The sequence below is a fragment of the Haloarcula halobia genome (assembly GCF_029338255.1).
GTDB classification, from domain to species: domain Archaea; phylum Halobacteriota; class Halobacteria; order Halobacteriales; family Haloarculaceae; genus Haloarcula; species Haloarcula halobia.
On sequence record NZ_CP119787.1, the window covers coordinates 2,358,989 to 2,381,686 of the forward strand.

The following is a 22,698-nucleotide window of genomic DNA, read 5'->3' on the forward strand; positions in this document are numbered from 1 at the left end:
CGGGGCGGTCGAGGGGCGACCTCACTCGCTTCGCACCGGGTCGAACCGGCGGGCGGCGATCGCGACGTCCGCCGGGGTGTCGACGCTCGTCAGCGACCGGCGGCCGACCGCCGCGGACGCCACGTCGAGTTCCCGGGTGGGCAGGCGCCTGAGCACCGCTCGCAGACTCCGCTCGCCGTCGTCGAGCGCGGCACCGGCCGCCTCGATGGTCTCGGCGACCGGATAGACGGCGTGGAGCGGTTCAGGGCCGTCGGCCGTGGTCGGTACCACGGCACAGGGGCCCTCCGGGACACGTTCCAGCAGGGCGGCGAGAGACGGTGGTTCGACGAGGGGCATGTCGCAGGCGACGGCCACGGCGTACTCCGTCTCGACGAGGCGGAACGCGTCCCGGAGTCCCGTCAGCGGCCCCTCGTCGGGGCGTTCGTCGACTGCGAACCGGACGCCACGCGCCCGGTCGGAGAGCGCGGCCGCAAACGCCTCGCGCTGGTCGGCCCGGCAGTTCACGACGACGTCGCCGGTCACCGAGCCCACCCTGCCGACGACGTGGTCGAGCATCGGCCGCCCGCCGAGCGGGGCGAGCGCCTTCTCCCGGTCGCCGAACCGCCGGCCGCGACCGCCGGCGACGACGACCCCGGTCGCCGGCGTCGCCAGGCCGGCGTCGATCACGGCTTGACTGTCTCTAAGACCCAGTCGTCGGGCGTCGCCCGCCGGACCTCGAACGGGTCGAACGCCGACCGCGGCGCCGCCGCGAGCCGCCCGAGGAAGGGCCCGACCGGGCTCGGGTCGCGGTCGCTGACGAGGACGAACCGGTCACCGCTGTCCAGCGTCTCGAACCGCTCGCGGACGCGGTCCTTTCGCTCGCCGGGTGGCTGCCCGCGGATGTCGACGGCATCCGCGGGGACGTCGACGGTCCCGGCAGCGTCGAGAGCGTCCGTCACGGCGGTGCCCAGGCCGGCGACTACCTCCGGGACGGCGCCGGGCTCTGCCGTCCCCTGCAGGTCGTGCGTGAACGGCACCTCCAGCAGGACCGGCGCGTCGAGGTCCGAGAGTGCGTCCTCGGTGAACAGGTCGTTGGCCTCGCCACAGCAGTCACAGACGTACTCGGCCATGTTGACGACGGTCCCCAGCACCGGGACGTCGTTGTCCCGGAACAGTTCGACGGTCCGGGCGGTGTCGCTGACACTCGCGTGGAACGGGGTCGTGACGACGACGACGCCATCGACCGGCACCTCCTGAAGCGTCGTCAGCACCACGTCGCCTGTCCCCGGCGGGAGGTCGACGACGAGCACGTCGTCGTTTCGCCACGCCGTGTTCGCAAAGAGGTCGTCCAGCGCGTCGTGGGCCATCGCCCCCCGCCAGGCCAGCGGCGCGCCGGACTCCATCAGCCCGACGCTCATGACGTCCATCCCGCCGGTCCCGACCGGGAGGGGGTCCCCTTCGTCGCTGGAGTGGACGGGCCCGCTGACGTCGAGCAGCGACGGGACGTTCGGCCCGTGGATGTCGGCGTCGAACAGCGCCACGTCGTGGTCGGCGGCGAGGGCACACGCCAGATAGGCAGCCGTGGTGGACTTGCCGACGCCGCCCTTCGCGCTGGCGACGGCGACGACGTGGTCGAACGCGTCGACGCTGGCGCGACTGTCGGTGGACGGGGTCGCGCGCTCGACGTGGGCGCTGTCGACGCCGTCGACGTCGTCGACGGCCCGGAGCATCGCCTCCACGACCTGGGTACTGGTCTCCGCGTCGAGCGCCGCCAGGTCGGCGTGAATCGTGGCCTCGCCGTCCTCGACGGCGACGTCCTCGACGAACCCGGCGTCGAACACCGAGAGGTCGGCCTCGGGGTCCCGGACGGCTCTGAGCGCTGCTTCGATGCGGTCGGTCACGGTGGGGTCGGACTGGGCTGTCATCGTTAGAGGTCTGGCATGCGGTTGAGGCGGTCCTCGCCGGGGAGCAGTCGCGCGTCGTTCTCCAGGGGGCCGCCGAACTGTCGGCGGAAGCGGCCGGGGTCGGCTTCCAGAGCGCGCTCGGCCGTCTGGCGGACCACCGTCGCGGGGTCCCCGGTGAGCTCGCGGAGGCGTTCGCGCGCCCGGTCCTCGTCGACGCCGCCGAGCATGTGGGCCGCCCACTCCCGGACGCGCTCGCTGTCGTCGCGGCTCTGTTCGAGCAGCAGGTCGGCCATCGCCTCCCCGCGGAGTTTGAACAGCGAGACGGCGGCGTTCCGACGGACGGCGTGGTGGGCGTCATCCGTCGCCTCCTCGATGTCCGACTCGTGGGCCTCCCTGTCGACGTTGTCCAGCGTGACAACGGCTTCCGCGCGGACCCACGGGTCGGGGTCGTCGAGCAGTTCGACGGCCACGGCTGCCGCGACTTCGCCGCCGTGGTGCGTCAGCGATTCGACGGCGAACTGGCGGACGTCGCTGTCGTCGTCCCCGGTGGCGGCCTTCGCCAGCGCCGTCACCACGGCCTCGCTCGAGGGGTGGTCCTGCAGCGCGAGGGCGGCGCGGCGGCGGTCGACCGTCGCCCCCGTCTCCAGGTCGGCGAGCAGGTCGGCCGTGGCGACGCCGTCCACGGGTTCGGTGTCGGTCGCCGCCAGCTCCTCGGGCGTCGCCTCGCCGATGGTCACGTCCTCGCGACTGACCTCGATGTCTTCGAGCGCCTCGACGTCGCTGTGGAACCCCGGACTGCGCTCGGGGTCGAGCTAGGGGTCGGGGTCGGCCTCGACCTGTCTCTCGTACCGGTCGTCGTCACTCGGGCACCCGTCGGTCATCGTCCGGCCTCCCGCGTGACGAGGACGGCGACGCCGAGCGCGAACGGAACCGCCCGCGGGAGCGACGCCGGAACGCCGGCCAGCGCGACGAGTACGATGCCGGCCAGCAGCGTCCAGCGACGGGTCCTGGCTGCGGCGCTCGCGGCCGTCACGGCCCCGGCGACGGCGAGCGCAACGAAGGGGAGGCCCGCGCCGACCACGCCGCCGCCGACCAGCGTGACCGCACCGGTGACGAACGGCACCGACAGGCCCACGACGAGGACCACGACGAACGCCAGCGCCCCGCCGAGGAGTGACTCGGCGTCGGTCGCCGCGAACAGGGGCGTGAGCGCGACGCCACCCAGCGCGAACGTCGACGCGAGCGGTCTGAGCGCCGTCCAGTCGCCGACGCCGCTCGCGAGCGCGAGTCCGAGCGCGGCGACGAGGACGGTGGTGGCGAGGCCACGTGCCCGGCAAAGGCTTCGTCGGCTTGCGAGTGCGACGGTTCCGGTACCTGCGGCCACCGCCACCGCGGCGGGCATGGCCGCCCCCCGTGAGACGAGTGCGAGACCGCCGAACACCCCGACGAACAGGAGTCCGACGCCGGCCGCCGGGTCGGAACGGGTCACCCCGATACTGACCGCACCCAGCGCGGCCAGCACCATCGCCATGGCCGCGAGCGGGCCGGGCGCGACCCCGACCGCCTGGCCACCCACTGCGACGCCGCCCGGGAGGGTCAGCGGCGCGTTCACCGCCAGGCGAGCGACGAAACTCGCCGTGAGCGCGACGGCGGCGAATCCGCTGCCGGCGACCGTCGCCGCGCGACGCGACCGATCGTCGACCGGGGGCGCCCACCGCCGCGCGACCGACGGGACGCTCATCGCTGCCCCTCCAGGCGCTCGGCCAGATCGTTCCGGTCGGCGCGGACGACGGCCTCAAGGAGCTGGCCCAGCGGGCCGTAGATGCCGGTTCCGGGTTCCTCAGAGAGCCGGTCGTTGACGCCGGTCGCGGCGTGGCCGAGGTGGCGGTCGTGGAAGTCGAGCCGTGCTGCTGCGGCGTCCGGTCCGACGGCGGCCTCGCGCCGGGCCAGGTAGCCCGCGAACTCCAGTTCGTAACTGAGCGCGTCGTGGTTGTCCCGGTTCCCCTGGTCGATCTCGAGGCCGTAGTACTGGTAGGCCCGCGAGAGGTCGAGATTCACGTCGTTCCAGGACGTCCCGGGGCGGTACTTCGACTCGTATAGCGGCACCGGCGGGCCCGACGCGTCGAGCGAGCCGTCGGTCCGGTCGGTGTACTCGCTGTACCCCAGCTGGAAGACGTCGTTGTAGCGGGCCGCGAGCTGCTCGTAGTCGTCGTCGGTGGTCAGCGGCGGCACCTCGAACGCGAACGGCGTCCGGTCGAGACACGCCCGGACGTCGGCGTCCAGCGACCCGTTCCGGGCGACCTCGTGGAAGGACTCGTCCGGGTGTTCGAACGCTCTCGCGAGCACTCTGAAGAGGGTCCCGCGAGCCGTCGCGTCCGCATCGATGGCGGCCTCCGAATCGTCTGCCGTCGACCCCATCACTGCATCCCCCCTCGGGCGCGGGCGACGCCGAAGGCCGTCACGGCGACGACGGCGACGACGGCGACGCCGGCGACCGACCACAGGAGCGCCTCGAAGGGGGGTCCCGCGGACCGGGACTCGGACGGGAAGTAGTGCCACTCGCTGACGGACTTCTGCCCCGCCCGCTCGGCGTTCGAGCCGTTCCAGACCGCGAAGGCCACGTCGAGGTCCCCCTCGGTCTCGAGCGTGGTCCGGTTCTCGCCGGCAGCCTCCAGGTCACGGACGTAGACGACCGTCCAGGTAGCGTTCGCGCCGCTCCCGTGGTAGGTCGCGTTCGCGCTTACGGCCGGGTCGGGGAACGCCGTCGTCGACCCCGGCCCGCCGGCGAGCAGTTCCTGGGTCCCCGTATCGCTGCTCCAGTACCAGACGTTGACCATGTTCCGCTGCCCGCCCATCGCTATCGGTGGCCGGGCGCTGGTGTTGACCGGGAACTGCACGGCGACGGCGTCGTTGAACCGCCGCATCGAGTCGGCGCCGACGTCCCGCGTCGCGTCGTGCCACTGGAGGCGGACGAAGAGCCGCTCGTCGCTCCGGGCCGCCTGCACGTGGACCGTCTCGACGGTCGTGTCGTCTGCGTTCGGGACGCTACTGGGGGCGCTGCCGAGCGCCACGTCCGAACTCGGGACGCCGTCCCAGCCGTCGGCGGTGGGGCTGGCGAGACCCGATCCCTGGACCTCGCTGAAGGGTATCTCGTGGGCGGGTCGGGCGCTCGCGAACGGCGTCGCGACCGAGGTGAGCACCACGAGGGCCGCGATGCACACGACCGAGACCGTGACGCGGCTGGGCCGCCCCTCACCCATCGTCGAACACCTCGAGCCGGTACTGTTTCGCCGGGTTCTTGTCCTGGAGAATCTCCATCAGTTCGCTCTCGCCGCCCCGTTCGATTCGCTGTCGATGGCGTTCGATGGTATCGAGCGCCTGGTCGATGCCCTCGCCGAACAGCTGCTCGAGGTACTGTCGGGGGATGCGGTCGACGTCCACCGTCTCCCCGTCCTCGGTGTGCTGTGGCGGCGCAAAGGGCGGGATGTAGTAGACGTTGGGCTGGGTCTGGAACTCCGGGTGGAGCGGGAGCGCCACCTCGTACTCCTCGACGAGTTTGTAGATGGGGCCCTGCTCGTCGTCGAGGAAGCCGACCAGTCGGAGCTGGGGCGGGCACTCCTCGGCACACGCCGGGGCGTAGGTCTGCCCGTCGGGCCCCTCGCCCTCGATGCGCGGGTAACAGAAGATGCACTTCTCGGATTTCTTCGAGACGGTGTTGTAGTACACCTTCTTGTACGGACAGCCCTCGACACAGTACCGGTAGCCCCGGCAGCGCTCCTGGTCGACCAGTACGATGCCGTCCTCCTCGCGCTTGTACAGCGCTGAGCGGGGGCAGGCCTCGACGCAGGAGGGGTGCGTACAGTGGTTGCAGATGCGCGGGAGATAGAAGTAGTAGGAGTTGGGGTACTCGCCGGCGCCCTCGTCCTCGTCCCAGTTGGGTCCCCACTCCGCGCCCTCGCGGGGCCGCAGCGGTTCGTCGCTGCCCTCGTACATGATTTCGCTGTGATTGAACTCCCAGGCGCGGCCGTAGTCCTCCTGGTCGGGAATCTCGCCGGGCTGACGTTCCGAGTGCTCGCCGGACTGCCACCCGCCGCCGGAGTCTTCCCACCCTCGCGGGTACCCCGCACCGGGTTTGGTCTCGACGTTGTTCCAGTACATGTACTCGCTGCCGCCGTCCTCCGTCCAGAGAGTCTTACAGGCGATAGTGCAGGTCTGACAGCCGATACACTTGTTGAGGTCCATCACCATCGCGACCTGGTGATCGATGCCCTCGGCGACGTCGATCTGCGTGTCCGAGTCGTCCTGCTGGTCGGTACTCACTGGTCGTCACCCCCCGCGGGCCGTACGTCCACGCGGACGTCGCTGTTGACGCCGGTCGGTCCCCAGTAGTTGGGGAAGAAGTGCAGGTGTTCGCCGGTTTCCTCGGGGTACTGGACGAGCTGGGTCGGTTTCATGTACATCGGGACGAGGGTGTTGAAGTTGTCGCGACCGGGGTACTGGAACTTCTCCCAGGAGAAGAAGTGCCGCAGCGTCCCGGGTTCGCTGGAGGGGTAGTACTTCGCCTGTACCTCGACTGCGCCGAGGTCGTTGAACACCTCGACGGTGTCGCCGTCTTCGATGCCGCGTTCGGCGGCGTCGTCGGGATTGATGAAGACGGTTGGTTCGCCCCGCTGGAGGCGGAGCATCTTCGTGTTCTCGCGCCACGTCGAGTGGATGGACCACCTGCTGTGGGGCGTGTTGTACGACAGGGGGTAGTCCCCGCCGGTGTCCTGGGGGCCTCGCTTGTGGGTCGGCAACGCCTCGTCGAGTTCGAGGAACCAGTCGTGGTCGACGTAGTACTGCTGGCGGCCGGTGAACGTCGGCCAGGGTTCCTTGTCGTGAACGTAACTCTGCCAGGGAACGTACGCCTCGCCCTCTTCGATGTCGGAGGTCCAGTGGCTCCCGGCGGCCAGGAGGCGCTGGGGCTGCTCCTCCGTGTCGGCGAAGGTTATCTGGTCGTCGGTGTCGCTCGGGTTCGACTCCTCGGAGTGTTCGAGGATGAACTCGGAGGCCGCGCGGCCGTCTTCGAGGGCGTCCTCCTCGCCGGTCTCCCAGTCGCGGACGTAGTCGTCGTAGATGGTGGTGAGGTCGATTGTGCGGTCGAACTTGCGGTCCTCGACCGGGTCGACGTCGCGTTCGATGGCCCGCTCTTGAATCTTCTCGGCCAGCGAGCGGAATATCTCCCAGTCGGTCCGGGCCTCGCCCAGCGGTTCGACGGCGGGCGTGAACGGGTGCACGTACGTGTGCATGTCCGTCATGTTCAGGTCGTACTTCTCGTAGTGACTCGCCGCCGGCAGGACGATGTCCGAGTACATCGCCGTCGAGTCCATCCGGAAGTTGATGTCCACCACGAGGTCGAGTTTCGGCCAGAGCTGCTCATCGACGGCGAGGTTGCCCTTGGCCTGGTTGAAGTAGTTGCCCCGCCAGACGAACATGGTCGTCGGGTCCGGCCGGAAGCCGTCCTCACGTTCCTCCGGGTACACCGGCATCCACCCCTCGTCGATGGAGTGGCGGATCTTCTCGGCCGTGTCGGGATCGGTGTTGTCGAGGATGCCGGCGTGGAAGTAGGTCCACAGCGTCGTCGGCACGCCCCGGACGCTGCCGGTGGGGAACGAGAGGACCTTCCAGCCGTGGAACGTCCAGATCTTCTCCTGGCCGACGTAGTGGTCCAGCCCGGTCCCGGGCTCGCCGAGGTTGCCCGTCAGCGTCACGAGCAACTGGATGGCGCGGTTGCCCAGGTCGTTGTGGTACCAGTCGTTGACGCCCTTGCCGTGGATGATCTTCGCGGCGTCGGCCTCGGCGAACTCGCGGGCGACGCGCTGGTAGGTGTTCTCGCCGACGCCGGTCTCCTCGTGGACGAACTCGGGGGTGTACTGGGCGAGTTCGTCCCGGAGATTCTCCCAGACCGTGCGGACCCGGACCGTGCCGTCGTCGGCCTGGACGGTCCGGTCGGCCGACAACTGCGGGTCGAAGTCGAGTTCGATGCTCGCATCGGGGTCGTGCTGGCCGTCACGTTCGCCGAGCGACCCCGGCGCAGTCCTGAGAGTCCCGTCGGCGTCGACCATCACGAACACCTTCTCGGGGTCGTCGGCGTCGGTCGCCATTCCGACCTCGCTCGCCCGGAGGAACTTCCCGGTGTCCTCGCGGACGAGCAGCGGCATGTCGGTCTGCTCTTTGAGGTGGGCCTCGTCGTACAGGCCCTCGCTGACGATGGTCTGGGCCATCCCGAGCGCGAGCGCGGTGTCGGTCCCGCCCTCCGGCGAGATCCACTCGTCGGTGTGGATGGCCGTCTGGGAGTAGTCGGTGAAGACGCCGACGCGCTTGGTGCCGTTGTAGCCGGCGTCGAGGAAGTACTTCGCGTCGGGGATGCGCGTGACGTTGACGTTCGACCCCCAGGCGACGAGGTAGTCGGCGTTGTACCAGTCCGCCGACTCGGCGTTGTCGGTCTGGGTGCCCCAGGTGATTGGCTGGCCAGGCGGCAGGTCGGAGTACCAGTCGTAGAAGCTGTGCGAGACGCCGCCCAGCAGGTTGACCAGCCGAGAGCCGCTGGCAAAGGAGACGGGTGACATCGCCGGGATGGGTGTGAACCCGGAGATGGCGTCGTATCGGCCCTCCTGGACCTCGTCGATGACGTGGTCGGCGATCTCGGTCAGCGCCTCGTCCCAGGAGATGCGCTCCCACTGGCCCTCGCCCCGGTCCCCGGTGCGCCGGAGGGGGTGGGTCACTCGCTGGTCCGCGTTGACGTAGTCGGTGTAACAGGCTCCCTTCTGACACCCGCGGGGGTTCGGGTCCGGGAGGTCGTCGTCGATGGTCGGGTAGTCACCGGCCTGCTCCTCGCGCCAGACCTGGCCGTCCTTGACGAAGACGTTCCACGAGCACGACCCGGTGCAGTTGACGCTGTGGGTCGAGCGGGCGACGGAGTCCCAGTCCCACTCCTCGCGGTAGAGATCCTCCCAGTCCCGGTAGGGGTAGTCCCCGATGGGGTCGTCGACGGCCTGCAGGCCGCGCATCCCGTCGTCGGCAAAGGAGAGGCCGGTCGCACCGAGCAACGACGCGGCACCGAGGCCCTTCACGAAGTCGCGTCTGCTGATTCCGGAGCTGTCCATCCAGCGATCGTCGTCGGGAGTCTGTCTACTCATGGGTCATGAAGACGGTCAACGTTGCACAGGCGGTTCCGGCGAGGGCGAGCACGAGGCCGGCGGTCGTCGAGCCACCGGCCTCGAGGCCGGCGGCGACCAGTCCGACGCCGGCCAGCTTGCTGGTGGTATCCAGCAGGCGGTACTGCCGATGTGTGAGAGTCGCGAGTTCAGTCATCGCCGTCACCACCTCCTTCGCCCTCGCCGGCCGGCGTATCCGCCCCACCGTCGGCGGCGACGCCGTCCTCGTCAACGCCGGCCCCCGCGTCCTCGTCGCGTAGAAGGAGATAGGTCACGACGCCGAACAGCGGGGGCACCAGGAGCAACGCGGCGCTCAGGACGGGGTTCACGACGCCGGTAGTCGTATCCAGCACCTGATCGGCGAGGATGTTGTTCATCCCGGCGATGGAGGCGATCATGATGAACGCGACTGCGGCGACGCCGACGCCGGTCTGCCACGGCCGGGAGAGCGGATCGGCTGTGAAGTGCGTCGGTTCGGGGGTTCGGTCGATGAACGGCCAGGCGGCGACGGCGGCAAAGACCAGTCCAGGCAGGACGATGCCGCCGATGAACTCCCCGCTGACGTGGACGCCGCCGACTGTGAAACTGGCCCACGTCGGGAGCAGTTTCAGGAAGCCGTATACCCACATCAGGAACCAGTCGGGCATGATGAGCGCCGGGGTGGACGCGGGGTCGTTCGGCCCGTACTCGGCGACGTTGTGGACCGGGAGCAGGCCGGCGAGTGCCGACAGGGTCGCCGCCGTCACGAAGAACACGACGGCCGAGACGGCGGCCTGATTCGGGAACGCGGGCAAACCGACGATGACGTCGTCGTCGTCCTCGTCGACCGTTCGCCGGCCCGACTCGACGTCGCCGTCGCGCGGGGCCTCGGTGTGTTTCTGTCGTATCAGGATCGTCATGTGCAGCGCCAGGCCGCCGGCGATGAGCAGCGGGATGATGAGGACGTGCAGGAAGTATAGTCTGGGGATGGTCGCGCTGCTGGGGAACTCGCCGCCGAAGACAACCTGCCCGAGGAAGTCCCCGACGACGGGGATGGAGACGGTCAGGTTGTAGCCGATGCCCGTCGCCGTGGCGGCGAACTCGTCGAAGGGCAGCGCGTACCCGGTGTAGGCCGCGCCCATCGCGAGGGCGGCGAGGCCGGTACCGACGACCCAGTTCGGTTCGCGGGGGTTGCGGTAGGCCCCGGTGAAGAAGACCCGCAGCATGTGCAACCCGATGGAAGCGACGAACAGGTGGGCCGCCCAGTGGTGGAGTCGGCGGATGAACATCCCGAACGGGACGTCGTAGGTGATGTGCAGCACCGAGACGAACGCCTCGGGCATCTCCTGGCCCTGGAACTTCTGGACGCTCCCGTCGTACTCGACGTCGGAGGTGGAGGGTTCGAAGAAGAACCCGAGGAAGACCCCCGAGAGCACTAGCAGGAGGAAGCAAAACATCGCCACCTCGCCCAGCAGGAACGAGTCCTCGGCGGGGAATGCCTTCCCCAGGAACCGCTGTGCAGACTCGAGGTCGAGTCTGCTGTCGAACCAGCCGTAGAGCCGCTCTGAACGGGACATCTACTCTCCCCCCGCGCCGACCGGACCCTCGAAGTCGCCGGTCGCGACCAAGTACCCGTCGCTGCTCAGCGTGATGGGCAACTGCGGAAGCGGTCGCCCGGGCGGCCCATCGGTCACGGCCGCGCCCCGAAGCGGGGCGAACTTGCCGAAGTGACACGGGCAGACGAGCAGGTCGTCCTCTCGGTCCGAGACCATACAGCCGGCGTGCGTACATACTTTCGAGAACGCGGCGTAGCCACTGACCGTAAAGCCCATCTCGATGCCGCCGCCGTACTCGCTCTCGGGGAAGCGCACGAGGAGCGTCGGCGCGTCCTCGATGCCGGGTCGTGGTTCCGGGAAGACCGTCAGCAGCTCGCCCTCGTTCAGACGGTCCTCGGCGATGCGCTCGCCCGCCTCGTCGACGAGCGGGACGCCATCCGAGTAGACCGGGCCCTCGTACCCACGCTCGAATACCTGCGTGAGACTCGCCAGCGGGGCGGTGAGACTCGCCACTGCGGTCACGCCGCCGACCGTCGCGAGGAACTTCGCGAAGTCACGTCTTCGCAGCTCGGCGCGCACGTCGCTGTAGAGCGTCGGACGCGTCTCGAGTTCCCCGGAACACGAACACTCCTCCGTGCCGTCGTCGTCGGGTTTCGGATAGTCCATCAGTCGTGCCCCCGTATCTCTGCGACCTCGACGTGTGGCATGAACCAGGCGTAGTACGCGACGGTCGAGAGCGCCAGCGAGAGGAACATCCCCGTCGCGTAGGCCCCGAAGTACTGGGTCCGCGCGAGGGTGAGGTACTCGGCCGTGAACAGTGCCGCGAAGACGATAGAGAGGACCGTCAGGCCCCCCATCACGACTAACCCCTCGATGGCGTCCGAGGCGTCGTGGTACTCGACGACCCAGCGGTGCTCGGTCTGGAACCAGGGGAGCGACACCGACCCGCCGTCGGTCACCGGTTCGGCGTCGTCCGGCGGTCTGACCGCCCGATTCATGAACTGGTGGACGCCGGCGAGGACGCCGACGAGCGCGAACAGCGCCACCCAGACGATGACGCCGACCTGACTGGGCGAGAGCTTGTTAGGCGTATCGACGAATCCCTCAAGCGGGCGCAGCTCGCTCACGCTCTCGTCGATGGCTATCTCCTCCGACGGCGGCTCGCCGTGGAGCGCGACGTACCACATCGGGAGCAACACCGTCGTGAGTAACAGGGCGATAAGTATCGTGTTCCGTCTCATACCAGGTATCGTGTCTCTATAGTCGGGCGCTGTCCGGTACTCGAAACCGCGTCGTCGGGCCGTGCTATTGGGGGTTGCAGTAGAAGCGGGTTCAAGTACGCTCCCAAGATGTTAGGGGCTTTTTAAGGGGTTCGACGGGCGAACATATTCGCACACAGATTTATCATTCAAACTACTACAAGTCATAGCTGATGACTGACCGGCTCCTCACAGAGGTGGAGGTGTTCAGGCCGCAGTCGTGCATGGTGTACCCGCACGCGAGCGAGGAGTGGGTCGTCGACTCGGTGACGCGCCGCCGGTTCGGGACGGACCACGACAGGGTCGTCGAGGAGTTTACCCTGAAAGGCGAGGGCGATGAGCCACCCATCGAGTCGGAAGCAGCCACGGGTCTCGAAGAGGTGTTCGCCCACGAGTCCGGCCACATCTACCGGTTCGAGCGGGAACCCGACCGGGGGTGTATCTGCGAGCGAATCGAGCGCCGCGGGAGTCTCGTCCACGAGTTCCGCGCGGGCGAGGACACGACGGTGGTCACCTTCCTCAGCCCGGACGCCGAGACGCTCCGGGCCGTCATCGAGGATCTGCGGTCGGAGGCCGAGTGCGTCCAGTTGCGCCGCCTCATCGAGAGCGCGGACGGGGTGGGCGACAACCACCCAGTCGTCCTCGACCGCGAGATGCTCACCGACCGGCAGCGAGAAGTCCTCGAGCGGGCGTTCGAGCTGGGCTACTTCGACCACCCCCGCAACGCCAACGCCGGCGAGGTCGCGGCCGACCTGAGCATCACGACGTCGACGTTCACGGAACACCTGGCCGCGAGTCAGCGGAAGTTGCTCGAGGCGCTCTTTTCCGGGTGAAGCCTGGGAGTTATTGTGCCCGCGTGACAGACGGGGACCATGACCGACGACCACGACCACGACGACCACGACGACCACGACCACGACGACCACCACGCACACGACGCGTCGGCGGTCGCCGTCGCCGTCCTGACCGTCTCGTCGTCGCGCACACTCGAGGAGGACCCCGCGGGCGACGTGATCGCGGCAGCCTGTGAGGAAGAGGGTCACGACGTCGTCGGGCGGCGACGGGTCGACGACGACCGGGACGCCATCGTCGAGGCGGTGGCGGCGGCCATCGACGAGGACGACGCCGACGTCGTCGTGACGACCGGCGGGACGGGGCTGACGCCCGACGACGTCACCGTCGAGGCCCTCCGCCCGCTGTTCGACCGCCGCGTCCCCGGGTTCGGCGAGCTGTTCCGCTGGCTCTCCTACGAGGAGGTGGGCCCGATGGCGATGGCCTCGCGAGCGACGGCCGGCGTCGTCGACGAGCAACTGGTCTTTTGCCTGCCCGGAAGCGAGAACGCCGCACGGACCGGTGCCGAGCGCCTCGTCGCCCCGGCCGTCGGTCACCTCCTCGGGCTAGTCCGTCGCTGAGGGTACCCGTACGGTTTTGCGGACCGCCCTGTTACGACCACCCGATGACCGACGAGTTCACTCACGTCGACGAGGAGGGACAGGCCCAGATGGTCGACGTCGGAGAGAAGGCAGACAGCCAGCGCCGGGCGGTCGCCCGCGGGGAGATTCGGCTCTCGTCGGGCACCCTCGAGGCCATCGCGGCCGACGAGGTGGAGAAGGGCGACGTCCTGGCGACGGCCCGCATCGGTGCCATCCAGGCCGTCAAACACACGTGGGAGACCATTCCGATGTGCCACCAGATTCCCGTGACGAACGTCGACGTGGCCTTCGACGTCGGCGAGTCGGCCGTCGAGGCGACGGTGGCCGTCGAGACGGTCGGCAAGACCGGCTGTGAGATGGAGGCCCTCGAAGGGGTGACGACCGGCCTGAACGTCGTCTGGGACATGGTGAAAGCAAGCGAGAAAGACGCCGACGGCGAGTACCCGTCGACGGCCATCGAGAACGTCCGCATCGTCGAGAAGTCGGTCGACCGGTAGTCGCCGGCGTCGGTCGCACCCCCGCACGCGGTTCGGACAGCGGGACCGCTCACCGTCGAAAACACATAGGTATCTGCACCGACAAGGAGGTTCCATGCAGGTCCTCGGCATCGTCGGGCACGCAGACACCGGGAAGACGACCCTCGTCGAACGCCTCGTCTCGCGGCGCGCCGACACACACCGCGTGGCGACGGTCAAGCACTGCGACCACGCGCCCGACGTCGACACCGACGGGAAAGACACCGACCGCCACCGCGCTGCCGGGGCGGCCACCACCGTCGCGACGACGGACGACGGCGGGTGGTTCGCCACCGGCGAGTCACGAACCCTCGCGGAGACGCTCGACGACCTGGCCCCCGACTTCGACTACGTGTTCGTCGAGGGGTACTCCGACGCGTCCATCCCGAAGGTCGTCCTCGGGGACCGGCAAGCGGTCGACCCTGTCGTCCATCGCGCCGCTGACGGCGAAACGGCGGACGTCGACGCGGTTCTCGAGGCGGCCGACGCCCGCGACCCGTACGTGACCCTGGCGTCGCTCGTGCGCGAGGTCAAGCGCAGTCCCGACGAGGACCGCTCGGGGGCCATCGCCACCTTCACCGGCCGGGTCCGCGCGCGCGACGGTGACGACGACCCGCCGACGGAGTTCCTGGAGTTCGAGCGCTACGACGGCGTCGCCCAGGAGAAGATGGCAACACTCCGCCGGGATCTCGAGGCCCGCGACGGGGTATTCGCGGTGCGTCTCCACCACAAGACCGGCGTCGTCGAGGCCGGCGAGGACATCGTCTTCGTCGTCGTCCTGGCCGGCCACCGCGGCCAGGCGTTCCGCGCCGTCGAGGACGGCATCAACCGGCTGAAAGAGGAGGTCCCGCTGTTCAAGAGGGAGGTCACCGTCGACGACGAGTTCTGGGCCCACGAGCGATAGGTGGCCGGGACGGGAGCCGTTCCGGTCGGTTAGGCGACAGGACTATAACAGTCATCTTCGTACTTCTACGTGATGTCGAAGAAGGTCATCGCCATCGTCGCTATCGCCCTCCTGGCACTCGCGTACGTCTACCGCGATTAGCGACGGCACGTTCCCGGTGGTATCGCCCTCCGACCACGTTTCCGAACCCTTAGGAGCGACAGCGCCGTAGGCCGCGCCATGTACGGCGTCGTCACGCGCAACGAGGACGAGACCGAGTGGTCGGAGTTCGACCGCGCGTTCTACGAAGTCAAGGACGTCACCGGTCGGGCCGCCGAACCGGTCGCCGGCGCGGTCAACATGGTGTCGTGTTTCGGGGACAACGCCGTCGAGAGCGAGGAGGAGCTGCTGGCCTTCGACGACGAGGGCACGGCGGCGACACGCAACGAACCGTACTTCGACTGGACGTACGTCTGCCCCACCCACGACCGGTACCGCGAGGGCCTGCTCGACATCATCGAGGAAGCGGCCGCGGTCAACGAGGACGTCCGCCTCGACGACGTCGGGTTCCCGCGCGAGGAGTACTGTCACTGCGACCGCTGTGAGCGGCGCTTCGCCGGGAGCGAGTTCGAAGACTGGGGCGCCTGGCGCACCGACGTCATCACCTCCTTCGTCGCCGCGGCCCGCGAACGGGTCCCCGGCGACCTCTATCTCACGCTGTACCCCGACCCGTACCCCGGGCACCTCGAGGCCCGCAGCGGGGTCGCCATCGACGACCTGGCCCCGTACGTCGACGAGTTCGTCGTCCCCATCTACGACATGGCCTACTCGACGACCTACTGGCTCGAGATACTCGCGACGGGGTTCCGCGACCGGCTCTCGACCCCGTTCAGCGTCGAACTGTACGCCGTCGACGTGGACATCGACGACCTCGCGAAGGCCACCGAAGTGGCCGCGGAGTACGGTGAGAGCGTCCTCTTTGGCTACGACGCGAGCAACGCCAGGGCGACCATCCGCCGGGTGAACGCCGACGCGCGCGAAGGGCAGTCGTTCGGCCCGAACTGACTGGGTCGCGGGTGCCTTTATTTATTCGCCGCACTACATATCTAGTATGCGCGAACGCATCACTCGTGTATTCAACAGGGCGAAGTACGCAGCTATCGGCGGGGCCATCGGTGGCGCTGTCGGCGGACTGTTCAGCGCGCGCGGCGCGAGCACGGCGGCCGGGGCCGGCGCGCTCGCCGGCGCGATTCTCGGCGAGAAGTGGGCGTCGGCCGCCCCCGTCGTCCAGCGGGCCCGCTCGAAGGCAGACGAGGAGTGGGCCATCGCCGGACCCGTGGTCGAGAAGGCGAAGGCGAAAGCGAAGTCCCACGTCCCCAGCAGGCGGTAATCGGTCGCGGGGGCTCAGTCGAAGAACCGGTCGCGCCACCGCAGAATCTCCTCGCGGTCGCGCGTGTCCTCCGGGAGGGTCTCGAACCACCGAGCATCGCTTATCTCGCCGTCGGGGTCCGAGACGCTGACCGCCGTCGTCTCCGCGCGCGCCTCGAACACCGGCAGGATGCCCCAGGTCTCGTTGCCGTCGCAGTAGAACTCGACGCGACCGAGCATCCCGAGACCCTCGATAGTGGCCTCCACGCCGCTCTCCTCGCCCAGCTCGCGCAGCGCCGCCTCCCTGAAAGACTCGTCGCCGTCGAGCTCGCCTCCGGGTAGGACCCACTGACCGACGCCGTCGTGGCGGACGAGCAGTAGCTCGCCTGGGGGCCGGTAGGTCAGCGTGTGTGCGCCGAAGGGCGCGCCGTGGGCCTTGGCGTCGGTGGCGACCCGCTTGAACCGGTGGCGCGGCACGCGGCGGTGGCGGGTGAACTCTACGAAGTCCTCGTGAGCGGTCGCCAGGTCGTGATACGTCTGCTCGGCCTGCTGGCTGGCGACGTCGGCGAGATACCACAGGCTGTCGACGGTCGTCATCCGTCCAGCGAGTCGGCATGCCGGGTCGCGAGACGATACCGTGGACGGGAAGGTCGAGGCGAGTAGGTCATAGTTCGGCGTAGGGGAGTATTGCCTATAAGTCTTCGACAACGAGCGCGGCTTCACCGCACGACCGGTGTCTCCCCGACGCCGGGGCGAATCAGTCCCTTTTTGACGAGTCGTCCAGTAGCGGCGCCTATGGCATTCGAAGAAGACGATCAGGTCATTCTCCACGACGAGCACAGCGACTACGACGGACAGGAAGGTATCGTCACGCAGGTCGTCGAGACGATGTTCGGCGACGCGAACTACACCGTCTCGTTCGAGGACGGCCAGGAGCAGGGCGTCCCCGAGGACAACCTCGAAGCCGTCGAGGAGTAAGGCCCCGATGTCGTCGGTCCCCTTCCACTACGTCGACCTCCGCACCTTCTGTTACGCGACGGAAGACGAGAAACGCGTCGAGGAGGCCCTCCGTACCTTCCTCCCGGAGGACTACCCTATCGAACGGGTCGAGAACGAGGGCCACTACGGGGACCGCATCGTGGTGCTCTCGGCACGGGTGGAGAACGCCGACGACGTCAGGCACGTCCTCACGCAGGTCGCGACGCTCCCGGACATCGACGAGGTGCGCGCGGAACTGGACGACCGGGTCGACGACAACTGCTCGTTTTTCCTCACGTTCGACAAGCAGGCCGCATTCGGGGGCGAAATCGCCCGCGGTGACGGCATCACACTCCGTGCGAAGGTGGAGGCCTACCCCGCGAAGCGAGAGAAGGCAGTCGCGAACGCGCGGGAACTGCTCGACGAACTGTGATGTACGAGGCCGTCCACGCCCGTCCCGACGGGGCGAGCACCGTCGCCAGACAGGCGCTTTCGGCCGCCGAGTACGGGTTCGACGGCGTCGTCGTCCGGAACCACGGCGACGAGCGGGCGAGCGACGACAGAGACGCCATCGCGGCCGAGTACGGCATCGACGTGGTCGCCGGAATCGAAGTCCGTGCCGAGGACCCCTCGCGGGCCAGCGGTCTCGTCGGGAACGCGCGGTCGAGCGAGACGCTGGTCGCCGTCCACGGCGGCGACGTCCGGATGAACCGCTTCGCAGTCGAACAGCCGGCAGTCGACGTGCTCGCCCACCCGATGCGTGGCGACGGCGACTTCAACCACGTCCTGGCGGCCGCCGCCGCCGACAACGGTGTCCGGGTCGAGTTCTCGCTGGCCCGCGTCCTCCGAGCGGAGGGGGGCAGTCGGGTGCGGGCGATCCAGGACCTCCGGAAGCTCCGGGAACTCGTCGCGGACGCCGACGCGCCCTACGTCGTCAGCGCGGACCCGTTCACGCACCTCCAGTTGCGGGCCCCGCGTGAACTCGTCGCCGTGGGCGAAGCCGTCGGGTTCGAGGCCGACGCGGTGCGTGCGGGGCTGGCGGAGTGGGGCCGACTCGCCGAGCGCAACCGCGAGCGAGGGTCCGAGTCGTTCGTCGAACCGGGCGTCCACATCGATGAGGACGAACAGTGAGGACATCGAGGTGGTGGGCGCGCGCCAGGACCGCACGGTTCTTGTCCCGTCCGCCGCTGGAACCGGTATGAACGGCGACCGACGGGCCAGGGGCGACCGGCAGTGAAGCACCTCCCGAAGCACCTCCGACCTCGCTGGCGGTACCTCGCCATCGCCATCGAGACCTGGCCAGACGCCTCGTTCGACCGGCGGGCGCTCCAGCGCGACCTGTGGTACGCCGCCCAGAACCTGCTGGGCGACACCGGGAGCGCCGAGGTCGACCTGACCGTCGTCTCGTTCGACCGGACCGGCGGCGAGGGAGACGCCATCGTCCGCACCCGGCGAGGCCACACTGACGAGGCCCGTGCTGCGCTGGCCTGTCTCGACAGCGTCGGCGACGACCCGGTGGGGCTTCGCGTCCGCGGCATTAGTGGGACCGTGCGTGCCTGTGAAGAAAAGTATATACGCGGGCCGCCGGAAGCACCTGCCAAGAGACAGGTCGTGTTCGAGAACCAGGACCGTCGGGCCGTCGAACGGGGCGAGCGAATCGACGTCCAGACCGACGACGGGTTCGCGGGCGCGACCGCACTCGATTTCAGATAACTATGCAGGGACAAAGTCAACAGCAGGCGTACGACCGCGGGATCACCATCTTCTCTCCGGACGGACGTCTCTATCAGGTCGAGTACGCCCGCGAGGCGGTCAAGCGAGGGACAGCGAGCATCGGCGTCAGGACGAGCGACGGCGTCGTCCTCGCCGTCGACAAGCGCATCCGCTCGCCGCTGATGGAGCGCTCCTCCGTCGAGAAGATCCACAAGGCCGACGACCACATCGGCATCGCCTCGGCCGGCCACGTCGCCGACGCGCGCCAGCTCATCGACTTCGCCCGTCGACAGGCCCAGGTCAACCAGCTGCGCTACGGCGAGCCCGTCGGCGTCGAGACGCTGACCAAGGAGATAACCGACTACATCCAGCAGTACACGCAGGTCGGTGGCGCGCGCCCATTCGGCGTCGCCCTCATCATCGCCGGCATCGCCAACGGCGAACCGCGCCTCTACGAGACGGATCCGTCGGGGACCCCCTACGAGTGGAAGGCACTGGCCGTCGGCGCCGACCGCGGCGACATCCGCGAGTACCTCGAGGAGCACTACTCCGAGGAGATGGACCTCGACGCAGGGATCGACCTCGCGCTCGAGGCGTTGGCCTCCGTCAACGAGGAGGGCCTCGCCCCGGAGGGCATCGGGGTGGCGACCATCGACGTCGACACCGAGATGTTCCACGAGCTCACCGACGACGAGAAGCACGCCCACCTCGAGGAGGCGGGCCTCCTGGCGGCCGACGAGGACGACGAGGCCGGCGACGCCGAGGAGTAACAACCGCGGGTCGACGGCCCCGAGCGCTTCGCGACTGATCGCTCGGGTCGCGACGAACGGTCGTGGCCACGTGTTCAGGCGTGTCTGCCACGCTTCGGGTCAGCAGGTAGCTCGACGGCGCGGCGAACCCGAGAGCGAGGAGTCCGGCGTATAGTACGGGACCGGCCGGGCGCGACCTGCGACGCTACCCATCGGTCAATGACGCCCCACACCACCCCAAAGCGACCCCTCAGTCGTCGCTCGCTTCCGCTTCTTCGCTCTCCTCGCGTTCTTGCTCCTGGCTCGCCTGTCGCTCGCGCTCGCCCTCGTCGGAGCGGGCGGCGACCAGCGCACCGCGGGAGACGCTGTACATCGGTTCGTCAGCGTGCCGGACGTCGCTGATGGAGAACGGGATGTTGGCGTCCTCCAGGTGCTGTTCGAACAGCTGTGCGAACCCGTTCGGCGAGGACGTCCCGCCGGTGACGACGACAGGGACGTCGAGGCCCTCCTCGACGTCCTCCTCGTCGACCTCCTCGACGATGTTGCCGATGACGTAGTCCAGCAGGTTCTCGTAGTAGATAGCGAGCGCGCCCTCGACGCCGCCGACGTCGGTCTGGAAGTCCAGTTCGAAGTCGTCCTCCTTGATGGAGGTGACCTTGTCGACCGAGCGCCCGGTCGCCTGGGCGGCCTGCTCGTCGATCCAGTCCCCGCCGCGGGCGACGGAGAACTTCATCACCGGCACGGCGTAGTACGCCAGGCAGACGTTCGTCATCCCGGCGCCGAAGCTGATGCCCAGGCCGGTGAAGTCGTTGTCAGCCAGGTCGGAGTAGATGACCCCCATCCCCTCGTTGATGGGTTCGGCGTCGTAGCCCATCTCGTTGAGGAACGACTCGATCGTCTTCTGGTGATAGAGCGTGCTGAGGTTCGAGTCCATCGGGTCGGCAGGCGACGAGAAGTACAGCTTCTCGTTCGGGTAGTCCGGGGACCCGACCACCTGCTCGATGATGAGCTTCATCATCGGAATCGCGGACTTCTCGGAGGACGAGAGGATGCCCTGGGACATCGGCCGTCGTGTCTCGCGGTTGAAAATGTTCGCGAAGTTGAGGGCGTCGTCGCCGAGGACGTACACCTTGTCGTCCTTCCGGATGTGGAGCACCTCCGAGCGCGACAGCATCTGTTCGGCCATATCGCTATACTCGATTTCGACGAACGAGTTCCGCTGCTGGACGAAGACGGTTTCGTTACCTTCCTGTTGCGCGGAAATCAAGTTCATCGTTCCCACGTCGAGACCTTTAGCCATGGTAATACGTTACGAACGTCGGTGGTTTCGACAGATAAATCTACCTGTAGGTTGGGGTAATGACACGTTACTCGAACGACCAGAACGCGACCGACGTCAGTTCAGGATGTCCGCGATTCGGGCCAGGATGCGTTCGAGCAGGGTATCCTGTTTCTGTTCGGTCTCCTCGCGCTGGCGCTGGCGCAGTTCCTGTAGGCGGTCCGTCTGGTCGTCGACGGTCGAGGTCGACCGGTCGGACTGTTTGTTCCCGCCCTTCAGGCTCTGGAGGTTGTTGACCTGCGTGTCGACGGAACTCCGGTGGACCCGTTCGGCCTCGACGTTCATGCCCGAGGTGTCCATGTCTTCGAGGTCGGGGTTCAGCTTCAGGGCGGTCCCCTCGTGGCGTTCGACGCCGCCCCAGGTGATGTCGACGTTCGCCATCGCCTCCTCGATGTCGCGCTGGATGTCCTCGTCGGAGAACTCCTCACCCTCGTCGTCCTCGATGCCCTCGATGTCGCCCGGCCCGGGCCGCGCGCGCTCGACGTGGTACGCCACCAGTGCGCCCCCCGTCGAGGCCAGCAGTGCGGTCAGGCCTGCGCCGTAGACGAACATGACGTGAATCGCGTACTGGGGGCCGGACCCAGAGGCCCAGTTGAACGGGTACGCGAAGACGAAGAAGGCCAGGCCCGCGAGACAGACCACCGACCCGGCCACGCCGCCGTAGACGGCGCGTCGGCCGACCGGGAGGAGGACGATGACACTCGAGAGCGTCGCGGGTAGGGCGACCATGCCGACGGCGAAGGCCGCCTCGCGGAAGACGTACCCCTCGGCCCCGCCGAACTGGCCCGCGGCGCTGATGACGAACGCCGCAATGCCGAGCCCGATACCGCCAAAGAAGAGCGCGAACCCGACGTATACGTCTACCTCACGGTCGGGTTCGCCGATGTAGCGTCGATACCACTCGAAAAGTCGTCCGTCAGCGTTCTGGTCTGTCATGGAGCATCGGTCGTTATCGTCGGGTACAACAGTATTGCCGGTATCTCGTAATCAATCTTTCCTGGGCCGGTATGCGGTGCTCGTCCCTCGTCACTCGAAGGAGATCCGTGTGACGCGACCCGGCGTCTCCCGGAACCGCCAGACGCGACTGTCCCGGCGTGCCGGGTCAACCCGGTCGACCTGCCGGAGGCCCTGAGTGATACACTCCCACCAGCTGTCCGGACTGTCGTACCCGGCCGGGTAGTCCTCGTAGAGCGCCTCGACGAAGTCGCTCCGCGTGGCCTCGGACTCCGACCTGAGGAACGCGAGTGCCGCACCGACGGCCTCCTGGCGGCGCTCCGTGCGCTCGTCGTTCCGCCCGGGAACGTCGATGGCACTCAGGTCGGTGATGTCCGCGCCCGGCGGCTTCTCGCCGACCAGCGGGCGGTCCGAACGGTACTCATCAGTGCCGCCGTCGCCCAGTTGCTCGCGCGTCCTGGCGATGGCGTCCTGGGCGAACAGATCCAGTCGCTGCCGCTCGACGGAGGAGAGTGCATCCGCGGCCGCGGTCAGCTGGTCGTCCTGGATTCGCGCCGTGACGCCGCTCCGGTCGTCGGTACCCGTCCCGTCTGTGACCGCCGCCTCCGCGACGGCCGCCAGGTCGTCGTCCGCCTCGACGTCGGTCACCCGGTCGGCGTACTCCGCCAGGCGCTGGCCCGTCTCGCCGTCGGACGCGATGTCCAGTCGGTGCGTGACGAGCCACCGGAGGTAGCCGTCGATGCCGTCGAACCCGAGCACGTCCGCCTCGACCGCGAGCGACCGTGCGGTCTCTGTGTCGACAGTGAGTTCCAGTGACCGCATTCGAGTCCTCTCTTGCAGAGACGTCGGTATAAAGGTTCCCGACCGTCTGACGCTCCCGTCTCCCACTCCCG

The 22,698-nt window shown here is 68.4% G+C and carries 26 protein-coding genes and 1 pseudogene; 11 read left to right on the forward strand and 16 right to left on the reverse strand.

Going from position 1 to position 22,698, the window contains the following annotated elements; genetic code table 11:
* Positions 1–21: 21 nt before the first annotated feature.
* The 12 genes and pseudogenes from mobA to P1K88_RS12540 form a co-directional block, all read right to left on the reverse strand.
* Complete coding sequence (mobA, locus tag P1K88_RS12485; RefSeq protein WP_276410522.1) at positions 22–666, reverse strand: molybdenum cofactor guanylyltransferase; 645 nt, start codon at positions 664–666, stop codon at positions 22–24.
* Positions 663–1,904, reverse strand: coding sequence for a P-loop NTPase (locus tag P1K88_RS12490; RefSeq protein ID WP_276410525.1), 1,242 nt, complete (start codon positions 1,902–1,904; stop codon positions 663–665). The genes mobA and P1K88_RS12490 overlap by 4 nt, the downstream gene beginning before the upstream one ends.
* 2 nt (positions 1,905–1,906) lie before the next feature.
* Positions 1,907–2,764: pseudogene (locus P1K88_RS12495) on the reverse strand (HEAT repeat domain-containing protein).
* On the reverse strand, positions 2,761–3,624 hold the full coding sequence (locus P1K88_RS12500; protein ID WP_276410531.1) for a DUF8068 family protein: 864 nt from the start codon (positions 3,622–3,624) through the stop codon (positions 2,761–2,763). Before P1K88_RS12500 ends, P1K88_RS12495 begins: the two are co-directional and overlap by 4 nt.
* Positions 3,621–4,301, reverse strand: coding sequence for a molecular chaperone TorD family protein (locus tag P1K88_RS12505; RefSeq protein ID WP_276410533.1), 681 nt, complete (start codon positions 4,299–4,301; stop codon positions 3,621–3,623). The genes P1K88_RS12500 and P1K88_RS12505 overlap by 4 nt, the downstream gene beginning before the upstream one ends.
* Complete coding sequence (locus P1K88_RS12510) at positions 4,301–5,143, reverse strand: ethylbenzene dehydrogenase-related protein (protein ID WP_276410535.1); 843 nt, start codon at positions 5,141–5,143, stop codon at positions 4,301–4,303. Before P1K88_RS12510 ends, P1K88_RS12505 begins: the two co-directional genes overlap by 1 nt.
* A complete protein-coding gene (narH, locus tag P1K88_RS12515) occupies positions 5,136–6,203 on the reverse strand; it encodes a nitrate reductase subunit beta (RefSeq protein ID WP_276410537.1) in 1,068 nt (355 codons plus the stop codon). Before narH ends, P1K88_RS12510 begins: the two co-directional genes overlap by 8 nt.
* The gene (narG, locus tag P1K88_RS12520) at positions 6,200–9,061 is read right to left on the reverse strand and encodes a nitrate reductase subunit alpha (protein WP_276410539.1); all 2,862 of its coding nucleotides are present in this window, start codon (positions 9,059–9,061) and stop codon (positions 6,200–6,202) included. The genes narH and narG overlap by 4 nt, the downstream gene beginning before the upstream one ends.
* Complete coding sequence (locus P1K88_RS12525; RefSeq protein WP_276410541.1) at positions 9,054–9,236, reverse strand: DUF8120 family protein; 183 nt, start codon at positions 9,234–9,236, stop codon at positions 9,054–9,056. Before P1K88_RS12525 ends, narG begins: the two co-directional genes overlap by 8 nt.
* Positions 9,229–10,635 carry a cytochrome b gene (locus tag P1K88_RS12530; protein WP_276410543.1) on the reverse strand — a complete coding sequence of 469 codons (1,407 nt, stop codon included), beginning with the start codon at positions 10,633–10,635 and terminating at the stop codon, positions 9,229–9,231. The genes P1K88_RS12525 and P1K88_RS12530 overlap by 8 nt, the downstream gene beginning before the upstream one ends.
* Positions 10,636–11,283, reverse strand: coding sequence for a QcrA and Rieske domain-containing protein (locus P1K88_RS12535; RefSeq protein WP_276414144.1), 648 nt, complete (start codon positions 11,281–11,283; stop codon positions 10,636–10,638). It lies immediately after the preceding gene.
* A complete protein-coding gene (locus P1K88_RS12540) occupies positions 11,280–11,855 on the reverse strand; it encodes a hypothetical protein (RefSeq protein WP_276410544.1) in 576 nt (191 codons plus the stop codon). The genes P1K88_RS12535 and P1K88_RS12540 overlap by 4 nt, the downstream gene beginning before the upstream one ends.
* Before the next feature lie 191 nt (positions 11,856–12,046).
* Here P1K88_RS12540 and P1K88_RS12545 point away from each other — a divergent pair, with 191 nt between their 5' ends.
* The 6 genes from P1K88_RS12545 to P1K88_RS12570 all read left to right on the forward strand — a co-directional run bounded on the left by P1K88_RS12545 (position 12,047) and on the right by P1K88_RS12570 (position 16,094).
* On the forward strand, positions 12,047–12,706 hold the full coding sequence (locus P1K88_RS12545) for a helix-turn-helix domain-containing protein (RefSeq protein ID WP_276410546.1): 660 nt from the start codon (positions 12,047–12,049) through the stop codon (positions 12,704–12,706).
* A gap of 39 nt (positions 12,707–12,745) precedes the next feature.
* A complete protein-coding gene (locus P1K88_RS12550; protein WP_276410548.1) occupies positions 12,746–13,285 on the forward strand; it encodes a MogA/MoaB family molybdenum cofactor biosynthesis protein in 540 nt (179 codons plus the stop codon).
* A 44-nt stretch (positions 13,286–13,329) separates the two neighbouring features.
* Positions 13,330–13,803 (forward strand): cyclic pyranopterin monophosphate synthase MoaC, encoded by a 474-nt coding sequence (moaC, locus tag P1K88_RS12555; protein WP_276410550.1) that lies wholly within the window; start codon positions 13,330–13,332, stop codon positions 13,801–13,803.
* A 94-nt stretch (positions 13,804–13,897) separates the two neighbouring features.
* Positions 13,898–14,725, forward strand: coding sequence for a molybdopterin synthase (locus P1K88_RS12560; protein ID WP_276410552.1), 828 nt, complete (start codon positions 13,898–13,900; stop codon positions 14,723–14,725).
* A 219-nt stretch (positions 14,726–14,944) separates the two neighbouring features.
* Positions 14,945–15,769 (forward strand): hypothetical protein, encoded by an 825-nt coding sequence (locus P1K88_RS12565; RefSeq protein WP_276410554.1) that lies wholly within the window; start codon positions 14,945–14,947, stop codon positions 15,767–15,769.
* Positions 15,770–15,815: 46 nt separating this feature from the next.
* Positions 15,816–16,094, forward strand: a complete 279-nt coding sequence (locus P1K88_RS12570) for a glycine zipper 2TM domain-containing protein (protein ID WP_276410556.1) — start codon at positions 15,816–15,818, stop codon at positions 16,092–16,094.
* Between the two features lie 14 nt (positions 16,095–16,108).
* Here P1K88_RS12570 and P1K88_RS12575 read toward each other — a convergent pair whose 3' ends face one another.
* Positions 16,109–16,669: an NUDIX hydrolase gene (locus P1K88_RS12575; RefSeq protein WP_276410558.1), complete on the reverse strand. Its 561-nt coding sequence runs from the start codon at positions 16,667–16,669 to the stop codon at positions 16,109–16,111.
* A 198-nt stretch (positions 16,670–16,867) separates the two neighbouring features.
* Here P1K88_RS12575 and P1K88_RS12580 point away from each other — a divergent pair, with 198 nt between their 5' ends.
* The 5 genes from P1K88_RS12580 (at position 16,868) to psmA (ending at position 19,533) form a co-directional block, all read left to right on the forward strand.
* A complete protein-coding gene (locus P1K88_RS12580; protein ID WP_276410560.1) occupies positions 16,868–17,050 on the forward strand; it encodes a DUF1918 domain-containing protein in 183 nt (60 codons plus the stop codon).
* A 7-nt stretch (positions 17,051–17,057) separates the two neighbouring features.
* A complete protein-coding gene (locus tag P1K88_RS12585; protein WP_276410562.1) occupies positions 17,058–17,483 on the forward strand; it encodes an RNA-binding protein in 426 nt (141 codons plus the stop codon).
* Positions 17,483–18,181 (forward strand): RNase P subunit p30 family protein, encoded by a 699-nt coding sequence (locus P1K88_RS12590; protein WP_276410564.1) that lies wholly within the window; start codon positions 17,483–17,485, stop codon positions 18,179–18,181. The genes P1K88_RS12585 and P1K88_RS12590 overlap by 1 nt, the downstream gene beginning before the upstream one ends.
* A 102-nt stretch (positions 18,182–18,283) precedes the next feature.
* Positions 18,284–18,763, forward strand: coding sequence for an Rpp14/Pop5 family protein (locus tag P1K88_RS12595; RefSeq protein WP_276410566.1), 480 nt, complete (start codon positions 18,284–18,286; stop codon positions 18,761–18,763).
* 2 nt (positions 18,764–18,765) lie between these two features.
* On the forward strand, positions 18,766–19,533 hold the full coding sequence (gene psmA, locus P1K88_RS12600; RefSeq protein WP_276410568.1) for an archaeal proteasome endopeptidase complex subunit alpha: 768 nt from the start codon (positions 18,766–18,768) through the stop codon (positions 19,531–19,533).
* A gap of 229 nt (positions 19,534–19,762) precedes the next feature.
* Here the strand turns inward: psmA and P1K88_RS12605 are convergent, their stop codons facing one another.
* From P1K88_RS12605 to P1K88_RS12615, 3 genes are all read right to left on the reverse strand, one after another.
* Positions 19,763–20,812 carry a disk-shape morphogenesis protein volactin gene (locus P1K88_RS12605; protein ID WP_276410570.1) on the reverse strand — a complete coding sequence of 350 codons (1,050 nt, stop codon included), beginning with the start codon at positions 20,810–20,812 and terminating at the stop codon, positions 19,763–19,765.
* 96 nt (positions 20,813–20,908) lie between these two features.
* Positions 20,909–21,787, reverse strand: coding sequence for a cell division protein CdpA domain-containing protein (locus P1K88_RS12610; RefSeq protein ID WP_276410572.1), 879 nt, complete (start codon positions 21,785–21,787; stop codon positions 20,909–20,911).
* A gap of 90 nt (positions 21,788–21,877) precedes the next feature.
* On the reverse strand, positions 21,878–22,627 hold the full coding sequence (locus P1K88_RS12615; protein WP_276410574.1) for a hypothetical protein: 750 nt from the start codon (positions 22,625–22,627) through the stop codon (positions 21,878–21,880).
* Positions 22,628–22,698 lie beyond the last annotated feature (71 nt).

Coding starts and splice junctions, on each gene's coding strand:
- P1K88_RS12615 (WP_276410574.1), bottom strand. CDS start 22,627: ATGCGGTCACTGGAACTCACTGTCGACACAGAGACCGCACGGTCGCTC.
- P1K88_RS12500 (WP_276410531.1), bottom strand. CDS start 3,624: ATGAGCGTCCCGTCGGTCGCGCGGCGGTGGGCGCCCCCGGTCGACGAT.
- P1K88_RS12590 (WP_276410564.1), top strand. CDS start 17,483: ATGTACGAGGCCGTCCACGCCCGTCCCGACGGGGCGAGCACCGTCGCC.
- P1K88_RS12525 (WP_276410541.1), bottom strand. CDS start 9,236: ATGACTGAACTCGCGACTCTCACACATCGGCAGTACCGCCTGCTGGAT.
- P1K88_RS12580 (WP_276410560.1), top strand. CDS start 16,868: ATGGCATTCGAAGAAGACGATCAGGTCATTCTCCACGACGAGCACAGC.
- P1K88_RS12550 (WP_276410548.1), top strand. CDS start 12,746: ATGACCGACGACCACGACCACGACGACCACGACGACCACGACCACGAC.
- P1K88_RS12490 (WP_276410525.1), bottom strand. CDS start 1,904: ATGACAGCCCAGTCCGACCCCACCGTGACCGACCGCATCGAAGCAGCG.
- P1K88_RS12530 (WP_276410543.1), bottom strand. CDS start 10,635: ATGTCCCGTTCAGAGCGGCTCTACGGCTGGTTCGACAGCAGACTCGAC.
- psmA (WP_276410568.1), top strand. CDS start 18,766: ATGCAGGGACAAAGTCAACAGCAGGCGTACGACCGCGGGATCACCATC.
- P1K88_RS12510 (WP_276410535.1), bottom strand. CDS start 5,143: ATGGGTGAGGGGCGGCCCAGCCGCGTCACGGTCTCGGTCGTGTGCATC.
- narG (WP_276410539.1), bottom strand. CDS start 9,061: ATGAGTAGACAGACTCCCGACGACGATCGCTGGATGGACAGCTCCGGA.
- P1K88_RS12570 (WP_276410556.1), top strand. CDS start 15,816: ATGCGCGAACGCATCACTCGTGTATTCAACAGGGCGAAGTACGCAGCT.
- P1K88_RS12540 (WP_276410544.1), bottom strand. CDS start 11,855: ATGAGACGGAACACGATACTTATCGCCCTGTTACTCACGACGGTGTTG.
- P1K88_RS12545 (WP_276410546.1), top strand. CDS start 12,047: ATGACTGACCGGCTCCTCACAGAGGTGGAGGTGTTCAGGCCGCAGTCG.
- P1K88_RS12605 (WP_276410570.1), bottom strand. CDS start 20,812: ATGGCTAAAGGTCTCGACGTGGGAACGATGAACTTGATTTCCGCGCAA.
- P1K88_RS12585 (WP_276410562.1), top strand. CDS start 17,058: ATGTCGTCGGTCCCCTTCCACTACGTCGACCTCCGCACCTTCTGTTAC.
- P1K88_RS12505 (WP_276410533.1), bottom strand. CDS start 4,301: ATGGGGTCGACGGCAGACGATTCGGAGGCCGCCATCGATGCGGACGCG.
- P1K88_RS12610 (WP_276410572.1), bottom strand. CDS start 21,787: ATGACAGACCAGAACGCTGACGGACGACTTTTCGAGTGGTATCGACGC.
- P1K88_RS12565 (WP_276410554.1), top strand. CDS start 14,945: ATGTACGGCGTCGTCACGCGCAACGAGGACGAGACCGAGTGGTCGGAG.
- P1K88_RS12575 (WP_276410558.1), bottom strand. CDS start 16,669: ATGACGACCGTCGACAGCCTGTGGTATCTCGCCGACGTCGCCAGCCAG.
- moaC (WP_276410550.1), top strand. CDS start 13,330: ATGACCGACGAGTTCACTCACGTCGACGAGGAGGGACAGGCCCAGATG.
- P1K88_RS12560 (WP_276410552.1), top strand. CDS start 13,898: ATGCAGGTCCTCGGCATCGTCGGGCACGCAGACACCGGGAAGACGACC.